The 25,843-nt window shown below is 64.7% G+C and carries 25 protein-coding genes and 1 pseudogene; 12 read left to right on the top strand and 14 right to left on the bottom strand.

Translation table 11 applies throughout. The features are described 5' to 3' along the window. Window positions 1-2: 2 nt before the first annotated feature. Together FJ867_RS20580 and FJ867_RS20585 are read left to right on the top strand one after the other, a co-directional pair. Window positions 3-893 (top strand): sugar ABC transporter permease, encoded by an 891-nt coding sequence (locus FJ867_RS20580; RefSeq protein ID WP_140583862.1) that lies wholly within the window; start codon window positions 3-5, stop codon window positions 891-893. Beyond that, window positions 890-1,753 carry a carbohydrate ABC transporter permease gene (locus tag FJ867_RS20585; RefSeq protein ID WP_140583863.1) on the top strand — a complete coding sequence of 288 codons (864 nt, stop codon included), beginning with the start codon at window positions 890-892 and terminating at the stop codon, window positions 1,751-1,753. The genes FJ867_RS20580 and FJ867_RS20585 overlap by 4 nt, the downstream gene beginning before the upstream one ends. Here FJ867_RS20585 and pcaD read toward each other — a convergent pair. Continuing rightward, the gene (pcaD, locus tag FJ867_RS20590; protein WP_140520927.1) at window positions 1,743-2,567 is read right to left on the bottom strand and encodes a 3-oxoadipate enol-lactonase; all 825 of its coding nucleotides are present in this window, start codon (window positions 2,565-2,567) and stop codon (window positions 1,743-1,745) included. The two genes, FJ867_RS20585 and pcaD, sit on opposite strands and share 11 nt — an antisense overlap. A 131-nt stretch (window positions 2,568-2,698) precedes the next feature. Here pcaD and FJ867_RS20595 point away from each other — a divergent pair, with 131 nt between their 5' ends. Beyond that, complete coding sequence (locus FJ867_RS20595; protein ID WP_140818427.1) at window positions 2,699-4,357, top strand: alkaline phosphatase family protein; 1,659 nt, start codon at window positions 2,699-2,701, stop codon at window positions 4,355-4,357. A 110-nt stretch (window positions 4,358-4,467) separates the two neighbouring features. Here FJ867_RS20595 and FJ867_RS20600 read toward each other — a convergent pair whose 3' ends face one another. The 6 genes from FJ867_RS20600 to FJ867_RS20625 form a co-directional block, all read right to left on the bottom strand. Beyond that, window positions 4,468-5,727, bottom strand: a complete 1,260-nt coding sequence (locus FJ867_RS20600; RefSeq protein WP_140583866.1) for an ABC transporter substrate-binding protein — start codon at window positions 5,725-5,727, stop codon at window positions 4,468-4,470. A 63-nt stretch (window positions 5,728-5,790) separates the two neighbouring features. Next, complete coding sequence (locus FJ867_RS20605) at window positions 5,791-6,222, bottom strand: DUF4440 domain-containing protein (protein WP_140555557.1); 432 nt, start codon at window positions 6,220-6,222, stop codon at window positions 5,791-5,793. Beyond that, window positions 6,219-7,274 (bottom strand): aldo/keto reductase, encoded by a 1,056-nt coding sequence (locus tag FJ867_RS20610; protein WP_140818429.1) that lies wholly within the window; start codon window positions 7,272-7,274, stop codon window positions 6,219-6,221. Before FJ867_RS20610 ends, FJ867_RS20605 begins: the two co-directional genes overlap by 4 nt. Continuing rightward, on the bottom strand, window positions 7,271-7,630 hold the full coding sequence (locus tag FJ867_RS20615; protein WP_140648998.1) for a TIGR04076 family protein: 360 nt from the start codon (window positions 7,628-7,630) through the stop codon (window positions 7,271-7,273). The genes FJ867_RS20610 and FJ867_RS20615 overlap by 4 nt, the downstream gene beginning before the upstream one ends. A gap of 1 nt (window position 7,631) precedes the next feature. Continuing rightward, window positions 7,632-8,129 carry a DUF3830 family protein gene (locus FJ867_RS20620; protein WP_224681930.1) on the bottom strand — a complete coding sequence of 166 codons (498 nt, stop codon included), beginning with the start codon at window positions 8,127-8,129 and terminating at the stop codon, window positions 7,632-7,634. Beyond that, window positions 8,130-8,858 carry a GntR family transcriptional regulator gene (locus tag FJ867_RS20625; protein ID WP_140497664.1) on the bottom strand — a complete coding sequence of 243 codons (729 nt, stop codon included), beginning with the start codon at window positions 8,856-8,858 and terminating at the stop codon, window positions 8,130-8,132. A 145-nt stretch (window positions 8,859-9,003) separates the two neighbouring features. On the opposite strand from FJ867_RS20625, the gene FJ867_RS20630 reads away from it, so the two are divergent. Genes FJ867_RS20630 through FJ867_RS20650 form a run of 5 tightly spaced genes read left to right on the top strand, consistent with a single transcriptional unit; the run spans window position 9,004 to window position 13,742 of the window. Further along, window positions 9,004-9,804: an ABC transporter ATP-binding protein gene (locus tag FJ867_RS20630; protein ID WP_140520932.1), complete on the top strand. Its 801-nt coding sequence runs from the start codon at window positions 9,004-9,006 to the stop codon at window positions 9,802-9,804. Continuing rightward, on the top strand, window positions 9,801-10,568 hold the full coding sequence (locus FJ867_RS20635; RefSeq protein WP_140562033.1) for an ABC transporter ATP-binding protein: 768 nt from the start codon (window positions 9,801-9,803) through the stop codon (window positions 10,566-10,568). Before FJ867_RS20630 ends, FJ867_RS20635 begins: the two co-directional genes overlap by 4 nt. Next, window positions 10,565-11,473, top strand: coding sequence for a branched-chain amino acid ABC transporter permease (locus FJ867_RS20640; RefSeq protein WP_140818431.1), 909 nt, complete (start codon window positions 10,565-10,567; stop codon window positions 11,471-11,473). The genes FJ867_RS20635 and FJ867_RS20640 overlap by 4 nt, the downstream gene beginning before the upstream one ends. After that, on the top strand, window positions 11,470-12,447 hold the full coding sequence (locus FJ867_RS20645) for a branched-chain amino acid ABC transporter permease (protein WP_181168407.1): 978 nt from the start codon (window positions 11,470-11,472) through the stop codon (window positions 12,445-12,447). Before FJ867_RS20640 ends, FJ867_RS20645 begins: the two co-directional genes overlap by 4 nt. Window positions 12,448-12,452: 5 nt before the next feature. Beyond that, on the top strand, window positions 12,453-13,742 hold the full coding sequence (locus FJ867_RS20650) for an FAD-dependent oxidoreductase (RefSeq protein ID WP_140818484.1): 1,290 nt from the start codon (window positions 12,453-12,455) through the stop codon (window positions 13,740-13,742). A gap of 32 nt (window positions 13,743-13,774) precedes the next feature. Here FJ867_RS20650 and FJ867_RS20655 read toward each other — a convergent pair whose 3' ends face one another. The 4 genes from FJ867_RS20655 to FJ867_RS20670 are packed head-to-tail and all read right to left on the bottom strand — an operon-like array spanning window position 13,775 to window position 18,127. Next, complete coding sequence (locus FJ867_RS20655; RefSeq protein ID WP_140555566.1) at window positions 13,775-14,431, bottom strand: GntR family transcriptional regulator; 657 nt, start codon at window positions 14,429-14,431, stop codon at window positions 13,775-13,777. 28 nt (window positions 14,432-14,459) lie between these two features. Next, on the bottom strand, window positions 14,460-15,764 hold the full coding sequence (locus tag FJ867_RS20660) for an aspartate aminotransferase family protein (RefSeq protein ID WP_140497650.1): 1,305 nt from the start codon (window positions 15,762-15,764) through the stop codon (window positions 14,460-14,462). Window positions 15,765-15,770: 6 nt separating this feature from the next. Further along, complete coding sequence (locus FJ867_RS20665) at window positions 15,771-16,829, bottom strand: phosphotransferase (protein WP_140497648.1); 1,059 nt, start codon at window positions 16,827-16,829, stop codon at window positions 15,771-15,773. Further along, a complete protein-coding gene (locus FJ867_RS20670) occupies window positions 16,826-18,127 on the bottom strand; it encodes an ArgE/DapE family deacylase (RefSeq protein ID WP_181165160.1) in 1,302 nt (433 codons plus the stop codon). Before FJ867_RS20670 ends, FJ867_RS20665 begins: the two co-directional genes overlap by 4 nt. A 166-nt stretch (window positions 18,128-18,293) precedes the next feature. On the opposite strand from FJ867_RS20670, the gene FJ867_RS20675 reads away from it, so the two are divergent. Next, window positions 18,294-18,941, top strand: coding sequence for a GNAT family N-acetyltransferase (locus FJ867_RS20675; protein ID WP_181167178.1), 648 nt, complete (start codon window positions 18,294-18,296; stop codon window positions 18,939-18,941). Between the two features lie 62 nt (window positions 18,942-19,003). On the opposite strand, the gene FJ867_RS20680 is transcribed toward FJ867_RS20675, so the two are convergent. Further along, window positions 19,004-20,650, bottom strand: a complete 1,647-nt coding sequence (locus FJ867_RS20680; RefSeq protein WP_140497646.1) for an acetolactate synthase large subunit — start codon at window positions 20,648-20,650, stop codon at window positions 19,004-19,006. A gap of 141 nt (window positions 20,651-20,791) precedes the next feature. Beyond that, complete coding sequence (locus FJ867_RS20685) at window positions 20,792-21,694, bottom strand: LysR substrate-binding domain-containing protein (RefSeq protein WP_140497644.1); 903 nt, start codon at window positions 21,692-21,694, stop codon at window positions 20,792-20,794. Window positions 21,695-21,797: 103 nt separating this feature from the next. On the opposite strand from FJ867_RS20685, the pseudogene FJ867_RS20690 reads away from it, so the two are divergent. The 3 genes and pseudogenes from FJ867_RS20690 to FJ867_RS20700 all read left to right on the top strand — a co-directional run bounded on the left by FJ867_RS20690 (window position 21,798) and on the right by FJ867_RS20700 (window position 24,385). Beyond that, window positions 21,798-22,788: pseudogene (locus FJ867_RS20690) on the top strand (zinc-dependent alcohol dehydrogenase family protein). A gap of 242 nt (window positions 22,789-23,030) precedes the next feature. Continuing rightward, window positions 23,031-23,327 (top strand): zf-TFIIB domain-containing protein, encoded by a 297-nt coding sequence (locus tag FJ867_RS20695; protein WP_140497640.1) that lies wholly within the window; start codon window positions 23,031-23,033, stop codon window positions 23,325-23,327. A 68-nt stretch (window positions 23,328-23,395) separates the two neighbouring features. After that, window positions 23,396-24,385 (top strand): Tim44 domain-containing protein, encoded by a 990-nt coding sequence (locus tag FJ867_RS20700; RefSeq protein WP_140655561.1) that lies wholly within the window; start codon window positions 23,396-23,398, stop codon window positions 24,383-24,385. A 298-nt stretch (window positions 24,386-24,683) separates the two neighbouring features. On the opposite strand, the gene FJ867_RS20705 is transcribed toward FJ867_RS20700, so the two are convergent. Next, a complete protein-coding gene (locus tag FJ867_RS20705) occupies window positions 24,684-25,781 on the bottom strand; it encodes a lactonase family protein (RefSeq protein WP_140818435.1) in 1,098 nt (365 codons plus the stop codon). Between the last annotated feature and the right edge of the window lie 62 nt (window positions 25,782-25,843).

Raw genomic sequence — 25,843 nt, forward strand, 5'->3', positions numbered from 1 at the left:
CCATGATCAACAGGTACCGTGCCTCGGCGGGCATCATGCTGGCGCCCGCCGTGACGCTGATCGGCATCTTCATCCTGTTGCCGATGCTGCTCACCGTCTGGCTATCCTTCCAGGACTGGTCGACGCAGACGCCTTTTTCCAATGCGGCCTTCATTGGCTTCGACAATTTTCGCGAGATTTTCGGCGCCTCATCGGTCGGACGCGACTTCAAGGGCGCGTTGATCAACACCTCCATCTACACCGCGCTTTCCGTCATCCTCATCCTGCCGCTCTCGGTCGCCTTCGGACTGATGGTCCACCAGCACGATGTTGGCGGCGGCACAGCGCTGCGGACCGTGCTGTTTTCCACCTACATGGTGCCGATGATCGCGGTGGCGCTGGTGTGGTCGAAGCTCTATTCGCCTGGTGAAGGGCCGCTGAACCAGATGCTCGGCCTGCTCGGCATCGGCCCGCAACCCTTTCTGTCGTCGCCGCGCTCGGCGCTGATCTCGATCGTCCTGCTCAATGTGTGGCAGCAGGTCGGTTATTTCACGGTGCTGGCGATTGCGGGGCTGACCCAGATTTCCGGGAGCCTTTACGAGGCGGCAAAACTCGACGGCGCCAACCGCTTCGAGCAGTTCCGCTTCATCACCTTGCCGCTGCTGCGGCGCACGCTCCTGTTCAGCGCGGTCATCGCCATCATCAACGCCGTGCAGGTGTTCGAGCCGGTGGCGCTGATCACGCAGGGCGGGCCGGTCGGCTCGACCAATGTCTTGACCTACCACATCCGCCGCGTCGGCATCGAGCGCGCGCAGGGCGGACTGGGTTCGGCCATGGCCGTCATGCTGATGCTGTCGCTGATCGTCGTGGTCTGCGCTCTGTTCGCCTTTGCCAACCGGAAGGATCAGGAATGAGCGCGGGATCGTCGAGCCGGTTGCCGCGCAGACGCCCCGCCGGCCGCAAGGCGCTGCTGGCCACGCTCATGCTGCTCGTGGCCGTGGCGTCGGCCTTTCCGCTGGTTTGGATGGTTCTGTCCAGTCTCAAGACTCCGGCCGAGAGCATGCAGGTGCCGCCGGTGTGGATCCCGCACACGCCGAGCCTCGACGCCTATGAGAAAGTTTCCGGCGTGGTCAATGTCGGCCGTTCTATGTGGAATTCCCTGGTCATCGCCTCGATCACCACAGCCGGTATCCTCATCACCAGCATGATGGCCGGCTACGCCTTCGCCAAATACCACTTCCCCGGCCGCTCGCTTTTGTTCTCGGTGCTGATCGCGACCATGTTCCTGCCGCCGATCGTGACGCTGATCCCGCTCTATCGCCTCGTCGGCTCGATCGGCCTCAATGCCAGCCTCGCCGGCATCATCGTGCCCAACCTCGCCAATGCCTTCGGTATCTTCCTGATGCGCCAGTTCATTGCAAGCGTGCCTGACGATCTGATCGACGCTGCGCGCATGGACGGCGCCTCCGAACTGCTGATCCTGTTCAAGATCGTGGCGCCCAGCGTGGCGCCGGCGATCGCGGCATTGGCGCTGTTTGCCTTCGTCTATCACTGGAACAGCTATCTGTGGCCGCTGACCGTGCTGCAAGGCAACGCCGACGCCTATCCGATCGTCATCAGCCTCAGCCGGCTGTTGAGTTACAACAGAGGCGCCGTCAACACCGGGTTGGTGATGGCCGGCGCGACGCTTGCCGTGCTGCCGCCGCTCATCCTCTTCGTCCTGCTGCAGCGCTTTTTCGTCGATTCCATCGTCGGCTCGGCGATCAAGGGGTAGCCGCGCTCAAAGGTTTCTGCCCCGGAGGAGGCGACGCGACAAAATCGCGGATCAGCGCGACCACCGCCTCCGGCTGTTCGATGCAGGGAATATGGCCGGCATTAGGAATGATTTCAAAGCGGGCGCCGGGGATCAGCGCTGCCAGCGAGCGGACGAGATCGGGCGGTGTCGAGCCGTCCTGGTCGCCGACCATGCAAAGTGTCGGCACCGCGATACGCCGCGCGGCCTCGGTGAGGTCGGCGTCGCGGACCGCCATGCATGTCCCGATGTAACCCGGCAGCGCCTGCCTGGTCAGCATATTGCGGCAACCGGCAAGGTCGGCCGCACGCGCGGCATGGAAGCCGGGCGTGAACCATGCTTCCATCACACCGTCGGCTATCGCCTCGATCCCGTCGCGCTCGACGGTGGCGATACGCTTATTCCAGCTCTCGTCCGTGCCGATCTTGTGCGCCGTGTCGGACAGGATCAGAGCCTCAACGCAGCTGGGATGACGGGTATAGAGCCGCTGCGCGATCAAGCCACCGACCGACAGGCCGAACAGCACGACCCTGCCGAGATCGAAATGATCGATGAGGCCCAGGAGATCGTCGACATGATCATCGATCGACCGGATGCCGCTGCCGATATCGGAAAGTCCGTGGCCGCGCTTGTCGTAGACCAGCAGAGGCATGTCACCGCTTAATTGCGAGATGACATCGTCCCAGATGCGCAAATCGGTACCCAGCGAATTGATGAAGATCACCGGCCGCGCGGTGCCGGTCGCCTCGACATAGCGGTGGTGCAGCGCAAGGCCGCCAATGGTGACGAACGGCACGATTTCGACCCTCCCGGCTCCCACAGTGCATGAGGCATCTGGTTGGGTAAAATGATATTTTGAGGCATCGTTGTAGGACATCGGCCGTTCTGGCACACCGGTCTTGCGCGAACCACAATGACGGACGACCAATGACAGACCGCAACGTCCTTTTCATCATGTGCGACCAGCTGCGCTTCGACTATTTGAGCTGCGCCGGACACCAGACCCTGCACACGCCGAATATCGACCGGCTGGCCAGCCGCGGCGTGCGCTTCACCAACGCCTATGTGCAATCGACCGTGTGCGGGCCCTCGCGCATGAGTGCCTATACAGGCCGCTATGTCCGCTCGCACGGATCGACGCTTAACGGCGTGCCGCTCAGGATCGGCGAGCCTACGCTCGGCGAGCATCTGCGCGAGATCGGCGTGCGCTGCGCGCTGATCGGCAAGACGCATATGAGGGCCGACGAGGAAGGCATGGAGCGCCTCGGCATCGACAAGACGTCCATCATCGGCGTGCGCGTCGCCGAATGCGGCTTCGAACCGTTCGAGCGCGACGACGGGTTGCATCCGTCGTCCGCCTACGATCCCGACCCGGCCTACGACCAATATCTGCGCGAGCACGGCTTCGACGCCGCCAATCCGTGGGAGCATTGGGCCAATTCCGGTGAAGGCGAGAACGGCGAGAATTTCAACGGCTGGCTGCTCGTCCATGCCGACAAGCCGGCGCGCATTCCCGAGGAGCATTCGGAAACGCCCTACATGACGCGCCGCGCCATGCGCTTCATCGAGGAGGCCGAGGCAAAGGGCGAAGCCTGGTGCGCGCATCTCTCCTACATCAAGCCGCACTGGCCCTACATCGTGCCGGCGCCCTATCACGACATGTACGGCAAGGCCGACATAAAGCCGGTCGTGCGCAGCGAAGCAGAACGCGTCTCGCCCCACCCGATCTTCGAAGCCTTCCAGCAGGAGCGCTATTCCAGGAACTTCTCCCGCGACGAGGTCCGCGAAAGGGTCGTTCCCTGCTATATGGGCCTGATCAGACAGATCGACGATCAGTTGGGCAGATTGTTCGGGTTCATGGAGGAGCGCGGTCTGTTCGACAACACGCTGATCGTGTTCACCTCCGACCACGGCGATTATCTCGGCGACCATTGGCTGGGCGAAAAATACCTGTTCCACGATGTCGCGGCCAAGGTGCCGATGATCGTCTACGATCCGCGCCGGCAGGCCGACGCGACGCGCGGCACGACGTCGGAGGCGCTGGTGGAGATGATCGACCTCGCGCCCACCTTCCTCGACTTCTTCGGCGGCAAGGCGAAGCCGCACGTTCTCGAGGGCCGGTCGCTGGCGCCGCTGCTGGCCGGCCAGGACGTGAACTGGCGGCGCCACGCGGTGAGCGAGTACGACTATGGCGGCGATGCCGCGCGGCTGAAGCTCGTTATGCCGGTCGCCGACTGCAAGCTCTACATGATCACCGACGGCCGCTTCAAACTGGTCCATGGCGAGGGCCTGGCGCCGATGTTCTTCGATCTGAACGGCGATCCGGACGAACTGCGCGATCTCGGCACCGAAGCATCAGCGGCGGCCGACATCGAACGACTGCGGCAGGCGCTGTTCCGCTGGCTGGCGCTGCCCAACAACCGCATCACCGTCGCCGAGGAATGGCTGACGGGAAACAACGACAAGCTGCGGCACTTCGATCCGCTGATCGAGCCCGGCGTGCTGATCGGTTACTGGGACGAAGCCGAGCTCGCCGAACAGCGCGAAAGACGCAGGCGCTGGCTGTCACGCAGGTCGGGAGAATGAAGCCCGCAGCCGTTGTTGTGGACGGCATGATTTCAGGGCGCAAGGGCCAGGGTTGGGTTACGAGCAGTCCGGCATCGAGCGATCGGTGCCGGACTGCCTGATGTGGCGGCCTATTGGAGCTTCGCCTGCAAGGCGTTGACGTCGTCGGTGGTCATTTCACCGTCGGTCGTTACCTTGCCGTCGACGATCTTCCACAAGCGGAACGGCCCGGTGATGTCGCCATATTTGTCGAAGGCGACCGGGCCGATGACACCTTCGTAGCGGATCGGCTTGCCGTCCTTGATCAGTCCGAGCGCCTTGGCGAACTCGTCCTTGCCGGCAAAGATCGGCGCGCCAGCAGGATCGACCGCCTTGTACATGGCGTCCTTGATCTTGGCCGGATCCTCTGAGCCGGCGATGGCGATTGCCAGGCCGACAATGGCGCCGGCATCATAGGAACGGTCGGCCGCGGGATTGGACGGTTCGATGCCCGAAAACGCCTTGTAATTCTTGGTGAAGTAGTCGGTGGAGGCGGTCGGGCTGGTGCCGGACGAGGTGCCATAGGCCTCCTTGAGATAGTCGGCGCCGACGGACTCGATGAAGTCCGGGCTGTTCATGCCGTCATTGAGCAGGAATTTCTGCACGCCCCCTTGCGAAATCCAGGTGCGGGCGACGGTGGCGCCGTCAACCGGCGTGCTGACGAGATAAAGCCCGTCAGGCTCGCCGGCCATGGCCGCCGTGACTTCCGAGGCATAGCTCGACTGCTTCTCGTTGTAGGGCGTGTCGGAGACGACGGTGCCGCCGAGCGCTTTGTAGGCGCGGGAGAATTCGGCCACCATGTTGACGCCGAAATCATTGTTGACATGGATGATCGACAGCTTCTTGAAGCCCTTGTCGATGGCGTATTTCGCGGCGGCCACGCCTTGCAGCGCATCGGAGGTGATGGTGCGGAAGAAGATGCCGTTGGTCTTGCCATCGCGCCCGAGTGCGGTCAGCGTCGGCGAGGACGAAGCCGGCGAGACCTGCACGATCTTGGCCGGGGCGGTGACCGAGGTCAGGATCGGGATCGACACCGAGGAGATGATGCCGCCGATGATCACCGGCACCTTCTTGACCTGAACCAACTGGGTCGCCGCATCGACGGCGATATTGCCCTGGCTCTGACTATCACGCGTGTCGGTCACCAGATCGCAGCCGCGAACGCCGCCGGCGTCGTTGATGTCGCGGAAGGCCATCTCGACCGATTTTGCGCCGGCCTGGCCGTATTCACCGGCCGGTCCCGTCAATTCCATGACCAGGCCGACCGTGATCTTGCAGTCGGCGGCATGGGCCGTGCCGGCGATCGTCACGAGAGCGAGCGCGGTGGTGAGTTGGAGTATCGTCTTTCTCATTGTTGTTCCCCTTGAGCTACACGAATTGAGTTACACGAACCAAATTTCACGTCTGGAGCCTGTTCAGCTTTCCGGCATCTGCAGCCAGGTTTCATGCAGATGTCGCCATTCGACGCCGTTGGGCGCCGATGGATTGGTGGTGAAGAGCGCACTCGACTGACGGCGGCTATGCTTGCCGCCTCGCAACTGCGCCTCGACATAGAGCACGACGATCGCGTCGCCGGTTTGCCAGCCCGGCCGGATGTCCTCGATCGAGATGGCGAAGGCTTCGTCGCAGGAAGCGCGGCTTGCGCGGACATGGTCGACCACCGCATCGCGATCGAGGACCGTGCCGTCAGGCGTGACCATGGCCAGGCCTTCGCCCATGACGCGTTCGAAGCGGCTGAAATCGGCCTTGCCGGCGCGCGATGCGACGAACCAGTCGACGAAGAAGCGATGCAACTCGACGATTTCGGTGCTGGCCCGCGAAAACAGCCTTTCGGTGGTGGCGCTCATGGCCGGGCCGCGTTGAGGTTGTAGTGCATGATCGAGCCGTGGCGGCCGTGACGATCGCGCTCCAGCGTGTAGACGTCGCCGAGGGGACCGCGGCTCTGGGCGATCACGGCGCCGATCTCCGCCCGGTCCTCAGTCCCGAGCGCGACATCCATGATCTTCGCATTGGCCAGCGCATGCGCCTGGTTGCGGGCGCCGACGATGACGGCCGCCACTTGCGGCTGCTCGAGCACCCAGGCGCTGGCGACAGTGGCGATGTCGACGCCGTGGCGGTCGCCGATCCGCTTCAGCACACTGAGTAGGGTCTGGAAGAGCTCCCAGCCGCCGAAGTCGTCGATGATCAGCTTGTATTTGACCAGCGAGCGGTTTTCGAGCGGCATGTCCGGTTCGGCGACGCCGAGCCATCTGTCGCCGAGAAAGCCGCCGGCCACCGAACCGTAGCAGAGAAAACTGACGCCGTTGCGCGCGGCGAGCGCGGCGAGGCTCGCCGCCGGACGCTGGTCGAGGACGGAGTATTGCAGTTGCTGGCTGACGACTGGCACGCCGGCCGACAGGATTTCGCCCAGGCGCTGCGTATCGAAATTGGTGGTGCCGACATTGCGCACCTTGCCTTCCAGCCGGAGCTCGTCGAGCCAACCCATCGCGTCGACATAGCGAGGCACTGAATAGTCCCACCAGTGGAACTGCACGAGGTCGAGCCGCTCGGTCTTCAGCCGGCGCAGAGACTGGTCGACTATGCCTCTGATGTAATCGCGGCTGATGCCGGCGAGCCGCTCGAGGTCCGGCACGAGCTTGGTGTGCACCCTCATCCTGGCGGCGGCATCGAGACCGCGTTCGTTGGCCAGACGCAGCCGCGCCGCTCCGATCAGCTCCTCGACGCCGGTGTAGATATCGGCGCAGTCATAGGTCCAGATCCCGGCGTCGAACGTGGCGATCAGGTCAGATACTGCCTGCTGACGGTCCACCGCGCCGTGGCCGCCGGCCAACTGCCAGCCACCGCGAATGACGCGCGAGATTGTGTAGCCGGGGCTGAGTTCGAAAGTCTTGGCGGTCATCTCTGCTCACTCTCCTTCGGCAGCGGCACCGCCGTGGTCTCGGCGTGGCTGAACCGCCGTTTGCCGGTCCTGACGATCCTGAGCCTGCTGGCGCAATTGGGATCGGGACAGGCGATCTCGGCATCCGAGGTCATCCAGTCATTGGCATGGGTGGGGCGCTGCTTCGCCGCCAGCAGCGGCAGCACGGCCGCTATGGAATAGATCGAAAATCCCTGGCCCGCCGGCATCGACAGCATCTCGCCTTTCAGCTCGAAATAGTCGCCGGGCCTGGCGCCGCAATACACCGGCTTGCCCTCGGGGACGACAGCCTCGACGCGGAGGTCGAAGAGTTCGAAGCTGTCGTCGCGTTCAGCCATTTCAGCTCTCCAGCCGCGTGAAGGTGACATCGCAGGCGCCGTTGCGGCGAATGATGCCGCAGGCAGAAGCGAACTGATCGCGTTGCTCGGGCAGCACCTGCGCAACGACGCTTCCCGCCAGCCAGCCGATCGGAAACAGCAGGCGCGCGCCTTGCCCGTAGAACAGGCCGATGTCGAAGATCGCATGCGGGTTGCCGCCCCACATGCGCGGCGGCACATAGGAAAGCACGATGTCGCCGGGCTGCGGCGTCAGCGTCGCGTTCTCCGCCGGCAAGGCCTGGGCAAAGGCCTCGCCGTCCAGATGCGCCGCGGGGATCGGACAGGAGATTTCCGGGCCGGTCCACATGGCATGAATGCCCGCGACGACGCGCGGCTCGGCCAGGTAAGACCACAGGAACGTTGCGTTCTCTGGCGCTTTTTCCGGCAGCAACTGCGCCGTCACCGACAGCTCGGAATGCGGCTCGGTGATCCTGATGATGCGTCTGGTCATATCAGGCATTCACTCCGCCTTTGCCGTCAACTTCAGCTTGTCGCGCAGGAAAGCGAAAGGGCGGCTGATGTCGGCCACCAGCGCCTCGCGTGCGGCCTGGGCATCCTGCGCCGCAAGCGCGGCGACGATGCTGCGATGATAATGGGCGGTGTCGACCTCGCCGGCCTCGGAAAAGGCATAGATTGCAACTCGGATGCATGGTCCCGACTGCAGCCAGAGGCTCTCGATCATCGGGATCAGCACGGCGGAACCGCAGGCGCGATAGATTTCGAAATGAAAGCTCTGATTGAGCGTCACCTCGCGGTCGACATCCTTCTTGTGCTTCAGCGCCCGCATCTCGTCCCATTCACCGAGAATGGTTTCGATGGTGGCGATCTGACGCGGATCCATGCGCGCGGCGGCAAGCGCGATTGCCTCGCCTTCGATCAGGGCACGGGCGCGCAGGAGGTCGTCGATGCGTTCCAGCGTGATCGGCGGCACCCGCACCGAGCGGTTTGGAAGCGCTTCCAGCGCCTTTTCCGTGATCAGCCGCCCAAGCGCCTCGCGCACCGGCATGGTAGACGTGACCAGCGCATCGGCAAGGCCGCGTATGGTCAGAACCTGGCTCGGCTCGAAGAGACCGCCAATCAGCGCCCGGCGCAATTCGGAATAGACGCGGTCCTGCACCGTCTCGCGGCCGACCGGCGCGAGTTGCGCGGCGATGACCTCGTTGGTGCGCTCGACAGCAGCCCTTTGCATGGCGTTCCCGATCTTGGCCTTTTCGACGGCCTGGCCTGTTTTCGGCTTGCGGAGAAAATTAAAGCTGATTAGCGTGATCAAAGCAAGTGTGATCACAAATCAAAAAATCAGAAAGCGGCAAAGATCGCTTCGGCCAGAGGGCTTGATGAACGACACGGCGAAACGGCATGGGACGGAGACCCAGGCGCCGGTTCTGGCAGCAAAGAACGTCGTGCGGCGTTTCGGCGGCCTTGTCGCCGTCAACGATGTTTCGTTCGAGGTCCGCCCGGGCGAGATCCTCGGCCTGATCGGCCCCAACGGCGCCGGCAAGACGACGATGTTCGACCTGCTCGCCGGCAGCATCCTGCCTACAAGCGGCGAGATACGTCTCAACGGGGCGCTCGTTTCCGGCGAAGCAGCGCACCTGCGCATTGGCCGCGGTCTTGGGCGCACCTTTCAGATTCCACGGCCCTTGCCCAATCTCACGCTGATCGAAAACGTCATGCTCGCCGCGCAACGTCAGGCAGGGGAGCGGCTGCTCGCCAATTTCCTGATTCCGTGGCGGGTCGCCGCCGAAGAGAAGGCAGCCGCCGAGAAGGCTGCCGAACTGCTTGAACTCGTCTCGCTCACCCGGCTGGCGCACGAACCGGCGCGGGTGCTTTCGGGCGGCCAGCGCAAACTGCTCGAACTTGCCCGTGTGATGATGGCCGACCCGGCGATCATCCTGCTCGACGAGCCCGCGGCCGGCGTCAACGCCACGCTGCTCGAAGTCATCATCGACCGCATCCGCGACATCAACAGAAGCGGCATCACCTTTCTTCTGATCGAGCACAACATCGACATGGTGACGCGGCTTTGCCATCGCGTCCTGGTGATGGCGGGCGGCGAGCTTCTGTGCGAAGGCACGGCCGACGAGGTGGCGCGCGATCCGCGCGTGATAGAGGCTTATCTCGGGGGCGCGGCGTGACCGGCACCGTGCTTGACGTCCGCAACCTCGAAGCCGGCTACGAACCCGGCGTGCCGATCGTGCGCGGTGCCTCGATCACGGTGAGGAAGGGCGAAATCGTCGTCGTTCTCGGCCCCAACGGTGCCGGCAAGTCGAGCCTGATCAAGGCAATTGCCGGTCTCGTCCCGGTCACCGGCGGCACCGTTCTCCTCGACGGCAAGGATATCACCACCGCACCGGCCCACACCATGGTGCGGCTTGGGCTCGCCTTCGTGCCTCAGACCGAGAACGTGTTTCCACTGATGTCGGTCGACGACAATCTCAGGGTTGCCTGCGGCATCATCGAGCGCCGCGGGGTTCCCGCCCGCATCGACGAGATGTACGCGACCTTCCCCGACCTGGCGCGCCAGCGCCGCATCGCCGCCGGCAATCTGTCGGGCGGGCAACGCCAGATGCTGGCCGTGGCGCGGGCGCTGATCGTCCACCCCAAGGTGCTGGTGCTGGACGAGCCGTCGGCCGGCCTGTCGCCGAAATTCGTCTCGATGGTGTTCGAGATGCTGGCCGGCATCCGCAAGTCCGGCGTCACCATCCTTCTCGTCGAACAGAACGCCAAGGCGGCGCTCGCCATCGGCGACCGCGCCTATGTGCTGGTCGAAGGCAAGGACCGGCACGAGGGCATCGCCGCTGAATTGTGGAGCGATCCGGTGGTCGCCGAGCTCTATCTTGGCCAGCGCCCGGACAGTGCCGGCAAGGCCGCGCCTTCAGGCAAGGGAAGTGCGGCATGAACCTGCAATTCATCGTCGACGGATTGCTGACCGGCTCGATGATAGGCCTCGGCGCCATCGGCGTGACGCTGACCTATTCGATCCTGCGCTTCTCGAACTTCGCCCATGGCGACTTCATGGCCTGGGGCACCTATGCGACGCTGGCCGTCGTAGGCGCCATCGGCGCCACGATCGGCAAGGTGGCGCCGATCGCCCCGCTTTCCTTCGGCTGGCCGCTCATCGTCGCATTGGTCATTGGCATGGCATTCACCGCCCTGCTGGCGCTGCTGCTCGACAAGGTGCTGTTCGCGCGGCTGCGCTCTCAGGGCCAGGCCATCATCGTGGTGATGGCAAGTTTCGGCGCCTCGATGGCGCTGCGAAGCCTGCTCGAGTTCACCTTCACCTCACGCCCGACCTATTTCAGCCGCGCCATCCAGATCGCCATGCCGGTCGGCTTCGGCATCCGCATCACGCCGGACCAGATCGCGCTGTTGCTGCTGACAGCAATTCTGGTGCTGGGCGTACACCTGTTGATGACGCGCACGCAGACCGGCCGGTCCATGCAGGCCCTGAGCCAGAATGCGGCACTTGCCCGCATCGTCGGCATCGATGTCGCCAAGGTGGTGCGTGTCACCTGGGTCCTCGGCGCAGCGCTTGCCTGCGTCGCCGGCGTGATGATCGGCATCCTGGTGCAGATCCGCCCGTTCATGGGCTTCGACATGCTGCTGCCGATGTTCGCCGCCGCCATTCTCGGCGGTATCGGCAGCATCCCGGGCGCCGTGCTCGGCGGGTTGATCATCGGGCTCGCCGAAGCGGGCGCCGTGCAACTGATCGGCGCCGAATGGCGCGCGGCGGTCTCCTTCATCATCTTGATGGCGGTGCTGTTCGTGCGGCCGATCGGCCTTTTTGGTGTGAGGGAACGCTGATGGACCTGCTCGGCTATGGCGCTTTCTTCCTGACCACGGCGCTGATCTTTTCGTTGGTCACGCTGGGGCTCAATCTGCAATGGGGGCTGACTGGGCTCTTCAATGTCGGGCTCGCCGGCTTCGTCGCCATCGGCGCCTATACATCGGCGCTGCTGACGACGCCGGACGATGCCGCGCGTCTGGGCGGTTTTGGGCTACCGATCCTGGCCGGCTGGGTCGGCGCCATGGTCGTCGGCGGCATCGCCGCGGCCCTGACGGGCATCGCCACGTTGCGGCTCAGATCCGACTACCTTGCCATCACCACCTTCGGCGTCGCCGTGGTCGTGCAACTGGTCGCGCTTAATGCGCAGAAACTGACCGGCGGTCCGTTCGGCATCGGCTTCATCCCGCGCCCTTTCGGCAGCCTCGCCGAGACGCCGCTGCTGTTCAACCTGTCGAACCTTGCCGTCGTCTCGGCGGTCACGCTGGTCGCCTATCTGGCGCTGGAGCACCTGTCTCGCAGCCCGTGGGGCCGGGTGCTGAAGGCGCTGCGGGAGGACGAGCGGGCGGCGATCTCGCTTGGCAAGAGCGCGCGCTTCTACCGTGTCCAGGCCTTCGCGGTCGGCGGCGCCATCATGGCGCTTGCGGGCGCCTTGCAGGCCCATTTCACCGGCTTCATCGCGCCGGACAATTACCTGCCGATCCTGACCTTCCAGGTCTGGGTGATGCTGATCGTCGGCGGCTCGGGCAGCAATGCCGGCGCCATCGTCGGCAGCATCCTGGTCTGGGGGATCTGGGCCGGATCGGGCACGCTGACCAGCGCGCTGTTCCCACCGGAGCAACAGGCGCGCGCCGCGTCCCTGCAGATCGTCGCAATCGGCGTCATGCTGTGCATCATCCTCCTGGTCCGCCCCAACGGACTGTTCGGGGAACGGCCGCGGCGGGCACGGCTCGGCAAGCGAGCGAAGGTGGCCGCCAGCGAGAGCGGCTCGTGACCGCAATGGCCCGGCAGGAAGTGCTTTCGCTTTGGCACGCGGTCAGCCGTGAGACCCGCCTCCGCCCGGCGCTGGAAGGCGAGCTCGATGTCGACCTTGCCATCGTCGGCGGCGGCTTCACCGGCCTTTCGACCGCCTTGCATGCCGCGGCCAGAGGTCTTTCGGTCGCCGTTCTCGAGGCCGAAACCATCGCCTGGGGCGCTACCGGCAGGAATGCCGGCTTCATCGTACCGAACTTCGCCAAAATGGATCCGGATGCGATAAAGGCCCATCTAGGCCCCGCGCGCGGCGAGAGGCTGATCGACTTCGCCGCTGGCAGCGCCGACCTGGTCTTCGGCCTGATCAGGCGGCACGACATCAAGTGCGACGCGGTGCAGAACGGTTGGATCCAGCCGGCACATTCCCCTGTCGCGCTCGAAAAGGTCAAATCACGCGCGGGGCAATGGGCGGAGCGCGGCCGACCGGCCGTCGTGTTGGACCGGCAAGAAATCGAGGCGCTGACCGGCGCCCGCGGTTATGTCGGCGGTTGGATGGATCGTTCAGGAGGCGTGCTCAATCCGGTCGCCTATGCGCGCGGCCTGGCCGACGTGGCGGAAAAAGCCGGCGCGCGCCTGTTCGAGCACACGCGCGTCGCCGCGATCGACCGTATCGCGGACGGCTGGTCGCTGAAGACGCAAATGGGTTCGGTGCGCACAGGAAAGGTGCTGATCGCCACCAACGCCTATGGCGGACAGCTCAATCCGGGGCTTCGGAAAACCTATTTCCCGCTGAAAATCTTCCAGATCGCGACGGCGCCGCTGCCGCGCGAGGTGCGCAGCCGCCTGTTGCCCGGCGGGCAAGGCGTCGGCGACACGAGACGCAATCTCTTCACCTACCGCTTCGATGCCGAAAACAGGCTGATCAGCGGCGGCATGCATGTCTTCGGCCCCGGTGCGGACCGACGCCTGCCGCAGACGATCCAGCGGCGGCTGGCCCGGCATCTCGAGCTCCCGGACCTGCCGCCGCTCGCCTATGGCTGGTCGGGGATGGCAGCAGTCGAACCCGATTTCCTGCCCCACCTCATCGATCTCGCACCGGGGCTGATCGCAGGTCGCGCCTGCAACGGTCGCGGCATCGCCATGACCACGGCCATGGGCAAGGTGCTTGCGGACTGGGCTGGTGGAACCGACGCCCGCGATCTGCCGCTGCCCTTCGGGCCACCGTCGCCGATGCCGTTCCACAGCCTGCTGCGCTTCGCGCCGAACGCGCTGCTGCCGTGGAGCATGCTTCGCGACCGGCTGGACAAGACCGGATAGGCCGATCGCCGGGGCGCGACGGGATCGCGTCGTCATTCGGCCGCGCGAAGGTTCCCCGCCAGCACCGCTGCCGCCGTGGCGATGTCCTGTTCTATGGAGGTCCTGACGTCGGCGCCGTTGCGCTGCGCCAATGCCGCGACGATCTTGCGATGCGCCTCGTTCGACTGGGGTTTGTAGCGCTCAGCCTGCATCAGGAGCTTGAGATAGGGCCCAACCCGCCCCCAGAGATCACGGATCATGTTGAGGAGGATCGGCGCGCCGGCATGCCGGTAGATGGCGAAGTGGAAGGCCTCGTTGAGCGCGAGATAGGCCCCGGCGTCGCCCGCCTCGATCGCGCGCTGCATGCCCGCCAGCGTGGCCTGTATGTCGACCAGCCCGTCTTCGGTGATGCGCGAGGCGGCCATCTCGCCCGCCAGCCCCTCCACCGCGACGCGGATGCGGGTCAGTTCCTCGAAGGCCGGCGCAGACAGCAAGGGCACGATGATCGAGCGGTTGTTCTGCAATTCCAGAAGCCGCTCGGCGACGAGCCGTTGCAGCGCCTCGCGGATCGGCGTCGTCGAAATGCCGAACGTCTCGGCAAGCTTGCGGATGACCAATGTCTGGCCCGGGCTGAAGCCGCCCGAAATCAGCTCCTGCTTGAGCGCGCCATAGGCGCGGTCGTTCAGGGTCTGATGTTCGAGCTTCAGCATGTCGATTGCCGCACCCTTTCCTATCCCCTCACCAGCGCGACAGGGTGCGATCGAGCGTTTCGGCAAGTTGCTCGGCATTGTCCCTGGCGAACGGCAATGGCGGCCTGATCTTCAGCACGTTCCCGCGCGGACCGCATGACGAGATCAGCACGCCGTCCTCGCGCATGGCTTCGACGACCGCCGACGTCCTGGTGGCGGCCAGCGCCTCGTCCTCCTCCGCCGTCAACTCGACGCCGAAATAAAGGCCGTTATGCCTGACATCGGCGACCATGGCATGCCGGTTCTGCAGAGCCCGCAGCAGCTCGCCCGTATAGGCCCCAACCGTGCGCGCATTCTCGACCAGTCCCTCGCCTTCGATGACATCGAGCACCGCGATGCCGACGGCGGCGGCGACAGGATTGCCGCCGAATGTGTTGAAGTAGCCGGTGTTGGAACCGAAGGAGGCAACAAGCTGCGGCCGCACGATGACCGCGGCCATCGGATGCCCGTCGCCGATCGGCTTGCCCATGGTGACGATGTCAGGTTCGAGGCCGTAATTGGCGAAACCCCACATGCCCTGGCCGAGCCTGCCGAAGCCGGACTGGACTTCGTCGGCAATGACGATGCCGCCCGCCTTCCTGACGTGATCGGCGGCCTCGCGCATCGCCGACGCATCGGGGAAGAAAATTCCGTCGCTGGAAAATGCCGAGTCGATCAGCAGCGCCGCCGGGCGCACGTTCTGTGCGCGCATGTCCTCAATGGCGGCGGCGACATTCCTGGCGAAATCGCGTGCGGCCCGGCCCTGATCGCGAAACGTATCCGGGGCGGCCACGGTCCTGTGCTGCGCGGGCACGCCCTTCGCCCCGACCGCGGCCGGCGACAGCTGCGCGGTGGCGATGGTGGCGCCATGATAGGCGAAATCGGTGATGATCACGCCGGTATTGCCGCTCGAATGCTGGGCGATGCGGATGGCGAGATCGTTGGCCTCGCTGCCGGTGCAGGTGAACATGGCATGGCCGAGATGGGGCGGAAGCGTGCCGAGAAGTCTTTCCGCGTAGTCGAGGATGATTTCGCTGAGGTAACGCGTGTGGGTGTTGAGCGTGGCCGCCTGCCCCGACAGCGCCTCGACGACGCGCGGGTGGCAGTGCCCGACCGAAGCGACGTTGTTGTACGCATCGAGAAACTTGCGTCCGTGGGCATCGTAGAGCCAAACGCCGCTGCCACGCACGAGATGGATCGGGTTGCGGTAGAAGGCGCGATAGGTCGGGCCGAGCAGCCTGGCACGGCGCTCGAGCAGCGCGGATGCTGATGCACCGGCATCGGCGGAGGCATTTGCGGGCGAGGATTGGGACACGAGCGTCTACTCCGGATTGGAATGATCGAGGAAATAACGGCGGGCATCGCTGTGTGACAGTCCGTCCAGCCGCTCGAGCGAGGCCCAGACCTCGGTGATGAGGCGCAGCACATAGTCGCGCTTGGCCGGGAAGCGCTCCGCCTGCCAGGTGGCAATGTTGGCGATGAGCGCAAGGCGGGCACGGATCAGGTCGAACAGGATGCCGATCTCCTCGGCCTCGAGCGGCTGCACCGACTGGTAGCCAGCAACGAAGCGTGCGGCGGGCGCCAGCGGGTGGCCGTCGGCCGGCCAGCGGTAGACGGCGCCGATGGCGAGATCGCAGATCAGCGGCGAATGGATCATGTCGCCGAAATCGAGGATGCCGCTGACGATCTCGGGCCGCGATGCGTCCATCACCACATTGTAGGAATTCATGTCGTTGTGGACGATCTGGGCGCGCAGGCTGGGAATAATGGGCGCGGCGTGCTCCTCGAAGGCATCGATGACGCGCTCGACCATGGCGCGGCGCCCGGCATCGGCGATATGTGCCAGCATGGGCCGCGTCTTGGCGACCTTGCGGATATCCCACAAAAGATCGCTGCCGGCGGCCGGGTGGAAAAAGCCGCGCAGTGCCCTGCCAAGCCGAGCGAGGAAGATGCCGAGATTGCGATCTTGCGCAGCCGACACCGGCGAGCGCGAAAGCAACTGGCCGGGCAGATAGGTGACCAGCCGGACGATACGCGGCTGCGAACCGCCGATGCTGACCGTAAACTGCGCATCGCGATCGAGGCTTTTGCGCACCGAGGGAACCGGCAAGGCGGGATCGACCGCAAGGATGTGGTCCAGCGCCTTGTTCTGGAAATCGGTGAAGCCGGCCTCTTCCGCCGGATGCGATATTTTCAGGACAAATTCGCCCTCGCCATCGGTGCGGATGTGAAAATTGTGGTCGCGCTCCCCGGGCAAGGGCTGAGCGGTGCCGGCAAGGCCGTAGTGCTGGCGCAGGATGGCAAGCGCATCGGCGATCGAGACATCGGGCGCGTCCTCGGCCAGCGTCTCGCCGAATGCATTGGTCACGGCGCCGGTCATGGCCTTGCCTCGGGGTCGACAGGCTCCAGCCCACACCAGTCGGCGATGAACAGTGCGATTGTCTGGGTGACCTTGCGTACGGAATCAAGGTCCACCGCTTCGTCATAGCCATGCGGCATGCGGCAGATCGGACCGTAGACGATGGCCGGCGTGTCAGCGTAGAGGCCGAAGAAGCGCGCATCGGTGGTGGCAGAGGTGACGTGTTCCTGCAGCGGCTCGCCCCAGACGGCGGTATGGCTACGACGCAGCACGGTTTCCATCTCGTCGGCGCCCTCCAGCACATAGCCCTCGGCCATGAAGCCATTGTAGGTGATCCTGGGCGGGCGGTTGGCCATGAACGGATCGGCGCGGGCCGCGTCGGCGATGCAGGCCTCGAGCTCGGCTCTGGCATCCTCCAGCTTCTGGCCGGGATAGGTGGCGACACGCATCTCGAACACGCAGCGCGCGGGGACGCTCGATGTCCATTCGCCGCCTTCGATCTTGCCCAGATTGAAACGGATCGGATGCGGGTGATCGCAGAAATGCCTGTCGTCGACCTTGCGCGCGTTCCAGACGATTTCGAGCTGCTTCAACGCCTGGATGATGAGGAAAGCCTTTTCGATGGCGTTGGCGCCGGCCGAGAAAGCGCCCGACGCATGCTGGGGATCGCCGTCGACCTCGACCCTAAACCAGATCGGGCCGACCTGCGCCCGCATCAGCTTCGGCTCCAGCGGTTCGGGGATGAAGGCTGCGTCGGCGCGGTAACCGCGCTGCAGGCAAGCGAGCGCGCCATTGCCGGTGCACTCTTCCTCGACCACCGATTGCAGGAAGACCTTCGCGGCCGGCTGATAGCCGAGGCGGCGCAGTGCGGCCAGCGCGTAGAGGCAGGCCGAGAGCCCAGCCTTCATGTCGCCGGCGCCGCGACCATGCATCCAGCCGTCCTCGATGACCGGATCATAGGGATCGCGCAGCCAGCGATCGAGCGGGCCCGTCGGCACGACGTCGATGTGGCCGTTGAGGATCAGCGAGCGGCCGGTCGCGTTTCGCGGCATGTGGGTGGCGACGACGTTGAAGGCGTCGTCATAGGAGACGGCCACGGGCGAAAAGCCCGGCAGGTCGCGGATCGCATCGACATCGACACGCCACATGTCCACCGTATAGCCATCTGCTTCATACGCGGCTGCCATGAAGGATTGCGCCGCGTGTTCTTCGCCGCGTTGCGAGGGGAAGCGCACGAGGTTCGCGAGGAATTCCACCTGCCGCGCGAAGCCGTCGTCGACCGCGTTCAAAATGGCCTCGTCGGCAATTCGCTCAGGCATGATATTCCGCTTTCCGTTCGATGGTGTATCATATCTCATATGCCATCTCTGTGAAACGCAAGGGACAGGTGGGCCAAAAATCTTGACCCACCTCGGGAGCCTCTTGGCAGGCGAGCGCAGAGTTGGCATCAGCTTCTTGCGCGCCGGTGGGGAAGGTCGAGGACAGATGTTGGTCACCGAAGGCAGATTGCCTGATGAAATCACCAATCTAACGGTCGGCTATCGGCGGGTGCCGGCCGGCAAGATCGTCAATGCGGTGACATGGATGGAAGCGCGCGCGCCGGTGCCGGGTCTCGCGCGGCCGTTGACCATGACAAGGATCACGAAACCCGACAATGCTTCCTACCGCGCGGTCTTCCTGGAGATCGGCGCTCGCTGGCTCTGGGACCGCGCCGCCGAAATGTCGGATGCCGAGATCGCCGCGCATTTCGCCGATCCGCGCCAGCATCTCTATTACGGCCATGACGAAAGCGGCGCCCATGTCGGCATGGTCGAGTTCTCGGTGGCCGAGGACAACGAGATCGAGATCACCTATTTCGGCCTGTTCCCCTCCTTGACCGGCCGTGGCTTCGGCAAGCGGCTGATGGCCGGCGCGCTCGACCAGGCATGGCGTCTCCGGCCCAGCCGCATTTGGCTGCATACCAGCAGCTTCGACCATCACAGTGTCATCGGTTTCTACAGGGCCTGCGGATTTGAGCCCTTTGCGACCGGCTTCGAAATCGCCGACGATCCCAGGATCAAGGGAACACTGCCGCGTGACGCCGCGCCGCAGATTCCCCTGATCGAGACGGAATGGTCCCCCGACGCCAGATGAAAACGCCTTCGCAACCAGCCAGCCAGGCATCGCGGCATCGACGGCCTTGGCGCCGGCCGCCGTCAGGTCGCCTGCACCGCTGGCAGCCGCTCACGCAATTCGTCGACGAGCACCCTGATGTTTTCGGAATAGTCGATGGGCACGACGACGAGATGCACGCCGCCGCCGGCAAAAGCCTGTTCCAGCGCCGGCCGGAATTCGGCGATCGCGCCGACCCTGGTTCCCTTGGCGCCATAAGCCTCGGCGTATTTGACGAAATCGGGATTGCCGAAGGTCATGCCGAAATCCGGAAAGTCGTCGACCGCCTGTTTCCAGCGGATCATGCCATAGGCGTGGTCCTCGAGCAGCAGGACGACAAGATTGAGCTTGAGCCGGACGGCGGTCTCCAGTTCCTGGCTGTTCATCATGAAGCCGCCATCGCCGCAGATGGCCATGACGCGGCGCTGCGGATGGAGCAGTGCCGCCATCATCGCCGACGGCAGCCCCGCGCCCATGGTGGCCAGCGCATTGTCGAGCAGCAGCGTGTTGGCCATGCGCGTGCGGTAGTTGCGCGCGAACCAGATCTTGTACATGCCGTTGTCGAGGGCAAGGATCCCGTCGGCGGGCATCACGGCGCGCACGTCATGCACGATGCGTTGCGGCGTGAAGCGGTCTTCCGTGGCGCGCGCGGCGATGCGGCTCAGAATGCCTTCGCGCAACGGCAACAGGGCCTGCGCGTTGGGGATCTTGCCCTCGATGCGATCCGCCAGCAGCGCCAGCGAAGGGCCGAGGTCGCCGACGATCTCGGTCTGTGGGAAATAGACCTGCTCGACATCGGCGGTTTGATAGCCGACATGAATGACCTTCGGCCCGTTGACGCCCATGATGAAGGGCGGCTTCTCGACCGTGTCGTGACCGATGGTGATGATCAGGTCGGCCTGTTCGATGGCCTCGTGCACGTAGTCGCGTTCCGAAAGGGCCGCCGTTCCCATGTAGAGTTCGGTGCCGCCGGGCACGGTGCCCTTGCCCATCTGCGTGGTGAAATAGGGAATTTGGGTGCGCAGCACGAACTGGGCGACATCGGGCGTGACGCGCGGCCGCGACGCCGCGGCGCCGAACATCAGCAGCGGACGTTTGGCCTCGATGATCATGCGGGCGGCGCGGTCGAGCGCGCCCGCACCGGCCAGCGGCAGTTCGACCGGATGCGTCGGCACCAGCGGAACCGGATCGCACTCCGCCGCCGCAATGTCTTCCGGCAGTTCCAGATGCACGGGACCAGGCCGCTCTTCCTGCGCGACGCGGAAGGCTTCGCGCACCAGCGAGGGGATCATCTTGGGCGAGACGATCTGGCGCGACAGCTTGGTCAGCGGTTTCATCGCCGCGACGATGTCGACGATCTGGAACCGTGCCTGCCTGGACGAGAGGATTCCCTTCTGGCCGGTGATCATGATCATCGGCATGGCGCCGAGCAGCGCATAGGCCGAGCCGGTCGTCAGGTTGAGCGCGCCGGGGCCGAGCGTGGTGATGCACACACCTGGCTTGCCGGTGAGCCGGCCATAGGTCGCGGCCATGAAGGCGGCCGCCTGCTCGTGACGGGTCAGGATGAGCTGTATCGAGGAGCGGCGGATGGATTCGACGATGTCGAGATTCTCCTCGCCCGGAATGCCGAATATCCGGTCGACCCCTTCGTTCTCGAGGGCCGCCACGAACAGATCCGAACCTTTGGTCATCAACCGTCTCTCCTGCAATGCGCCTGCATGCCGCCAGCTTTGCCTCATATGGCACTGGAAAGCGATGCCTCAAAGAGCCGAGGCGCCTCTCCACGGAATGTCCGCGCGATCCCAAACGAGAGTGGCCGCGAGCGCTAGCGATCAAGCCATCCGTTTCGGCAAGGCGGCCGCCAGCGCATCGACGGCCAGCCGAACTTTCAGCGGCAAATGGGGCGTCTGCAGCCAAAGGGCGTGGCAGTCATAGAGATATCGCGGCTGGTCCGGCAAGAGCTCGACCAGCGCCCCGGCCTGGATACGCTCGCGAACCAGCCACCAAGGCAACCAGGCGAGCCCCATGCCCTCGGCCGAAGCATCCGCGATGGCATCGAGATCGTCGAGCCGCAGCCGGCCGCCGGGCATGATCTCCTGTGCTGGTTGTCCTTCGCGCGGGAACAGCCAAGGCTGAACGGCTTGGCCGAGCCGGCGATATACGATGGCATGATGATTGGCGAGATCTTCGATCCGCCGTGGCTCGCCCTGAATTTTCAGGTAGGACGGCGCCGCACAGACAATCATGTCCTGGCTCGCGACGCGGCGCGCGATCACGCCTGCCCTGTCCTCCAGATCGCCGGTTCGGATGGCAAGATCGTAGCCGTCCTCGGCAAGATCGGCGAAGCGGTCGCTGAGCGACAGGTCAAGTTCCAGCATCGGATATTGCCGCGCCAGTTTCAGCAGCACGGGTGTTACGCAGTGCCGGCCGAAATGCGCCGGCATGGTGACGCGCAGCTTGCCACGCGGTTGCGAGAGCTGGTCGGCGGCGAGTTGATCGGCCGCTTCGGCCTCGGCCAGCACCAGCCGACAGCGGTCGTAATAGGCGCGTCCGAACTCGGTGAGGTTCTGCCGGCGCGTGGTGCGGTTGAGCAGGCGCATGCCGAGACGCTCCTCCAGAAAACGGACGTGCTTGCCGACCATCGGTCCGGACAGATCGAGTGCGGCCGCGGCCGCCGCGAACGAGCCGAGGTCGACTGCCCTGACGAACACGGCCATGCTCTCAAGCCGATCCATATTCGAAACTCCTGGTTTCTACTGTCCTGCTCCCAATGCCATTTATCCGACTTCGTCTTACCGGCATAGCTCCTTTCGGTTCAAACAATTTGGAGTAGACCGAATGACGCGCGTCGTTCGCTTTCATCGGCATGGTGGCCCCGAGGTCCTGCGGATCGAAAATGTGGATCTTCCCCTACCCGGCCCGGGCGAGGTTCAGATCCGCGTCAAGGCGCTCGGCCTCAATCGCGCCGAGGCGCTGCTGCGCGCGGGCACCTATATCGAGACGCCCACCCTGCCCTCCGGGCTTGGCCTGGAGGCCGCAGGCATCATCGAAGCGGTCGGCGAAGCCGTGACGGGTCTGGCGCCGGGTGATGCCGTCAGCGTCATCCCGCCGCAATCGATGATCCGCTGGCCGGCTTATGGAGAGCTTGTTACCTATCCCGCCGGGCTCGTCGTCAAAAACCCGATATCACTCGACTGGCGGACCGCGGCCGCGATGTGGATGCCGTACCTCACCGCCTATGGCGCGCTGATCGACATCGCCAGGCTGCGCAACGAGGACTTCGTCGTCATCACGGCAGCCTCGAGCAGCGTCGGGCTTGCCGCGATCCAGATCGCCAACAGCGTCGGCGCGACGGCGATCGCGGTGACACGGACCTCGACGAAGAAGCAGGCCCTGCTCGACGCCGGCGCGGCTGAAGTCGTGGTCCTGGCCGAGGAGGATCTGGAGGCGCGGCTACGCCGGATCGCCGGGCCGCGAGGCGTGCGCATCGTGTTGGAGGCGATCGGCGGCCCGATTTTCGAAGCCGCTCGCGGCGGCGATGTCCCGGGGCGGCATTCTCATTGAATATGGCGGGTTGAGCCCCGAGCCGACGCCGTTTCCCTTGCCCGCTGTGCTTGGCAAGACATTGACGCTGCGCGGCTACCTCGTCCACGAGATCACCGGCGACCCAGCAAAGCTGGAAGCCGCCAAGGCGTTCATCCTCGAAGGGCTGGAGGCCGGCGCGCTGAAGCCGATGATCGACAGGACCTTCCCGTTCGAGCAGATCGTCGAGGCGCATCGCTATCTCGAATCGAACGAGCAGTTCGGCAAGATCGTGGTGACGGTCTGAGCAGGGACGCCGGGGTCGTTGGCGCAGGCGCGGTACCCAGCGCTCGAAGCGCAATGACGAACAAATTCGATCCTCGCGGACAATGTCGCTCTTGAAGGCGCCGCTCTGCGTTCCTAATTCTCGCATGCGGGCCGGGCCCCTCTGACTGTCGCATCTCGCGACCGTGATGTCGGACCGCTTTAACGGGCCCGTTTCCATCCTTTCGGTCAAGCGGGCTCATCTCTTTTGGTTTGGAGCCCCATATGACATCTTCTTCCCTTCTTGGTTTGGTTTGCCCCTCCTGCCGCGTCGCGCTCGTGATGAGCGAACGCCAGGGTATCGAGATCGATTATTGCCCGCAGTGCCGTGGCGTGTGGCTTGACCGAGGCGAACTCGACAAGATCATCGAGCGATCGGCCAAGGAGGCCTCGCCCGCGCCACAGCCGGCAGCGTTCTCCCAGCCCCAGCATGGCCGGGACCGCGATGACGACTATGCGCGCTCGCAGGGCCACCGCTATCCGAAACGGAAGAAATCGTTCTTCGAAGAGCTGTTCGATTGACCGCACGCCGGTAGCCGGCCCGACGTCTGTCGAGAATTTCCGAAACCCATCGATAAAGGTCCGTCCAGATGATTTCCCGCACAAGCCGATTTGCCGCCCTGTTTGCCGGACTGTTCCTGGCATTCTCCATGGTCGCGGTAGACCATGCCGAGGCCCGTCGCGGCGGCAGTTTCGGCAGCCGCGGCATGCGCACGTTCCAATCAGCGCCGCCGACTAGGACCGCTCCGGCGCCGACCGCTCCGGTCGAGCGTTCGATGACGCCCAATACCGGCGTGAACACCGCGGCCCGGCAGCCGCAGGCCGGCCCGCAGAGGCCCGGCTTCATGAGCGGCTTCGGTGGAACGATGATGCGCGGCCTGCTGATCGGCGGCCTGATCGGGCTGCTCCTGGGCCAGGGCTTCGGTGGGCTGGCGGGCATGTTCGGTTTCCTGCTGCAGGCCGTGCTGATCGGTGGCGCCATCATGCTGGCAATCAGGTTCTTCCGGTCGCAATCCGCGCGTGGCCCCGCCCCTGCGCTCGCCGGCGCCGGCAATGCCTCGCGATTTGAAAACCGCGCAGCCGGACAGAGCGATGCCAACAATGCGCATTCTTTCGCCATTCCCGGCTTTGGTGGCGGTTCAGGCGGAGGCTCCGCCGCGGCCACCGGTTCCGATGAAATCCGGCTCGCCCAGACCGACCTCGACGCATTCCAGCAGCTGTTGAGCGATGTCCAGGAAGCGTTCGGGCGTGAGGATCATGCCGCGTTGCGCAAGACGACGACTCCCGAAATGGTGTCCTATCTCTCTGAAGAGCTGGCCGACAATGCGAAGAAGGGCCTCAGGAACGAGGTATCCGACGTCACCCTCCTGCAGGCCGACATCGCGGAAAGCTGGCGCGAGGATGACCGCGACTATGCCACGGCGGCCCTGCGTTATGAATCGCGCGACGTGATGCGCGAACGGGCCAACGGCAAGGTCGTCGAGGGCGACGAGGATCATCCAACGGAGACGACGGAGCTGTGGACCTTCACGCGTCAGAATGGCTCGAGTTGGAAGCTCTCGGCAATCCAACAGGCCTGAGCTCCAGCGTGCGAACTCGCGTTGACAAAGGCGGCCTGACGACGGCCGGTCCGGCTGTGTCAGCAGCCTTCCATGGCCGGCAGCTCTCAAGATAGGAATTTTTCTTGACTGGGTGAAGGCAACTATGGTAGATATTTATCTATGGTGCTGAGTTGCGCCAGGAACCCGCCGCGCAGGCGGGTTTTTTTCGTTCAATGCTCCGTCAACAGCTCCGGCGAAGGCACCCGTCAACCCGGATCGCCCGGCCTGAGCTCCGGTCCGTTTCCGTCCGAAGCTCGATGCCGATGTCGCGCACGGTTCACCGCACGATCTTGACGCACATCGGCGTGCCGATCTCGATGGCACGGCCGGTGTCGGTCAGCCCGCCGCTCTCGGCGTCGCGCGCGAAGATCGAGATACGGTCGGCATTCTGGTTGGCCGAGAACAGGTGGCCGCCCGACGGCGTCAGCGCCAGGTTGCGCGGCGTGGCGCCCCCGCAAGGGACATAGCCGACAAAGCTCAGCGCGCCACTTTGCTGGTCGACGGCCATGATGACCACACTGTCATGGCCTCGGTTGCAGCCGTAGAGGAAGCGGCCGTCGGGCGAGATCTGGATATCGGCGCAGTGGTTGGCCTGGCGCGCCTCGGCCGGCACGGCCGGCCTGGCGTCGATGGTCGAGAGCTTGCCGCTTGCCTCGTCCAGCGCCATCGACACGATGGTCGAATCCAGCTCGTTCATGACGAAGACAAAACGGCCGTTCGGATGCAAGGCGAGATGGCGTGGACCGGCGCCCGGCGGCAAAGCGGATTCGGCCAGTTTGGTCAGATTGCCATCGTGCTCGATCCGGTAGGACACCAGCCGGTCGATGCCGAGATCGGCGACGATGGCCGTTCCGCCGGCGATGGTTTCGGTGACGCTATGGGCATGCGAGCGCTCCTGCCGGGCTGGATTCGGGCCAGTGCCCTTGTGCGAAACGCTAGCCAGAGGAGCCGACAAGGCGCCATCGCCGTCGAAGCCATAGACCGCGACTGCGCGATCCGGACCGCCCTCGCCCATGCCGTAATTGGCGACCAGCAGCTTCGTGCCATCGCGGGTGATGGTGTTATGCGCGGTGATGCTGCCGAGTGACGGCTGCTTGTTCAGGTAAGTGAGCGTGCCCGAGGCGCGGTCGAAGCCGTAGGCCGAAACCGTTCCTTCGCGCCAGGGGAAGACTTCCGAATTGGCGTAGAGGCGCGAACCGTCCGGCGTCACCGAAAGGAAGGTCGGATTGTCGATGTCACTGGTCTCGGCCAGCTTTCGTGTTTCCAGCGTCTCCTCGTCGAAGCTGTAGACGCCGAGGCCGACGCCGCGTGCGCCCTGAAAATAGGGCGCCTCCCGGTTCAGGCTGCCGACAAAGACCAGACAGGCATCGCGCATGTTTTCCTCCCTGTTTCGCCGGCGCTCGAGCGCAGCGGAAACAGCCAAAATTTCGCCCGTCC

Origin of the sequence: Mesorhizobium sp. B2-5-3 (genome assembly GCF_006441005.1) — a bacterium.
Taxonomy (GTDB): Bacteria; Pseudomonadota; Alphaproteobacteria; order Rhizobiales; family Rhizobiaceae; genus Mesorhizobium.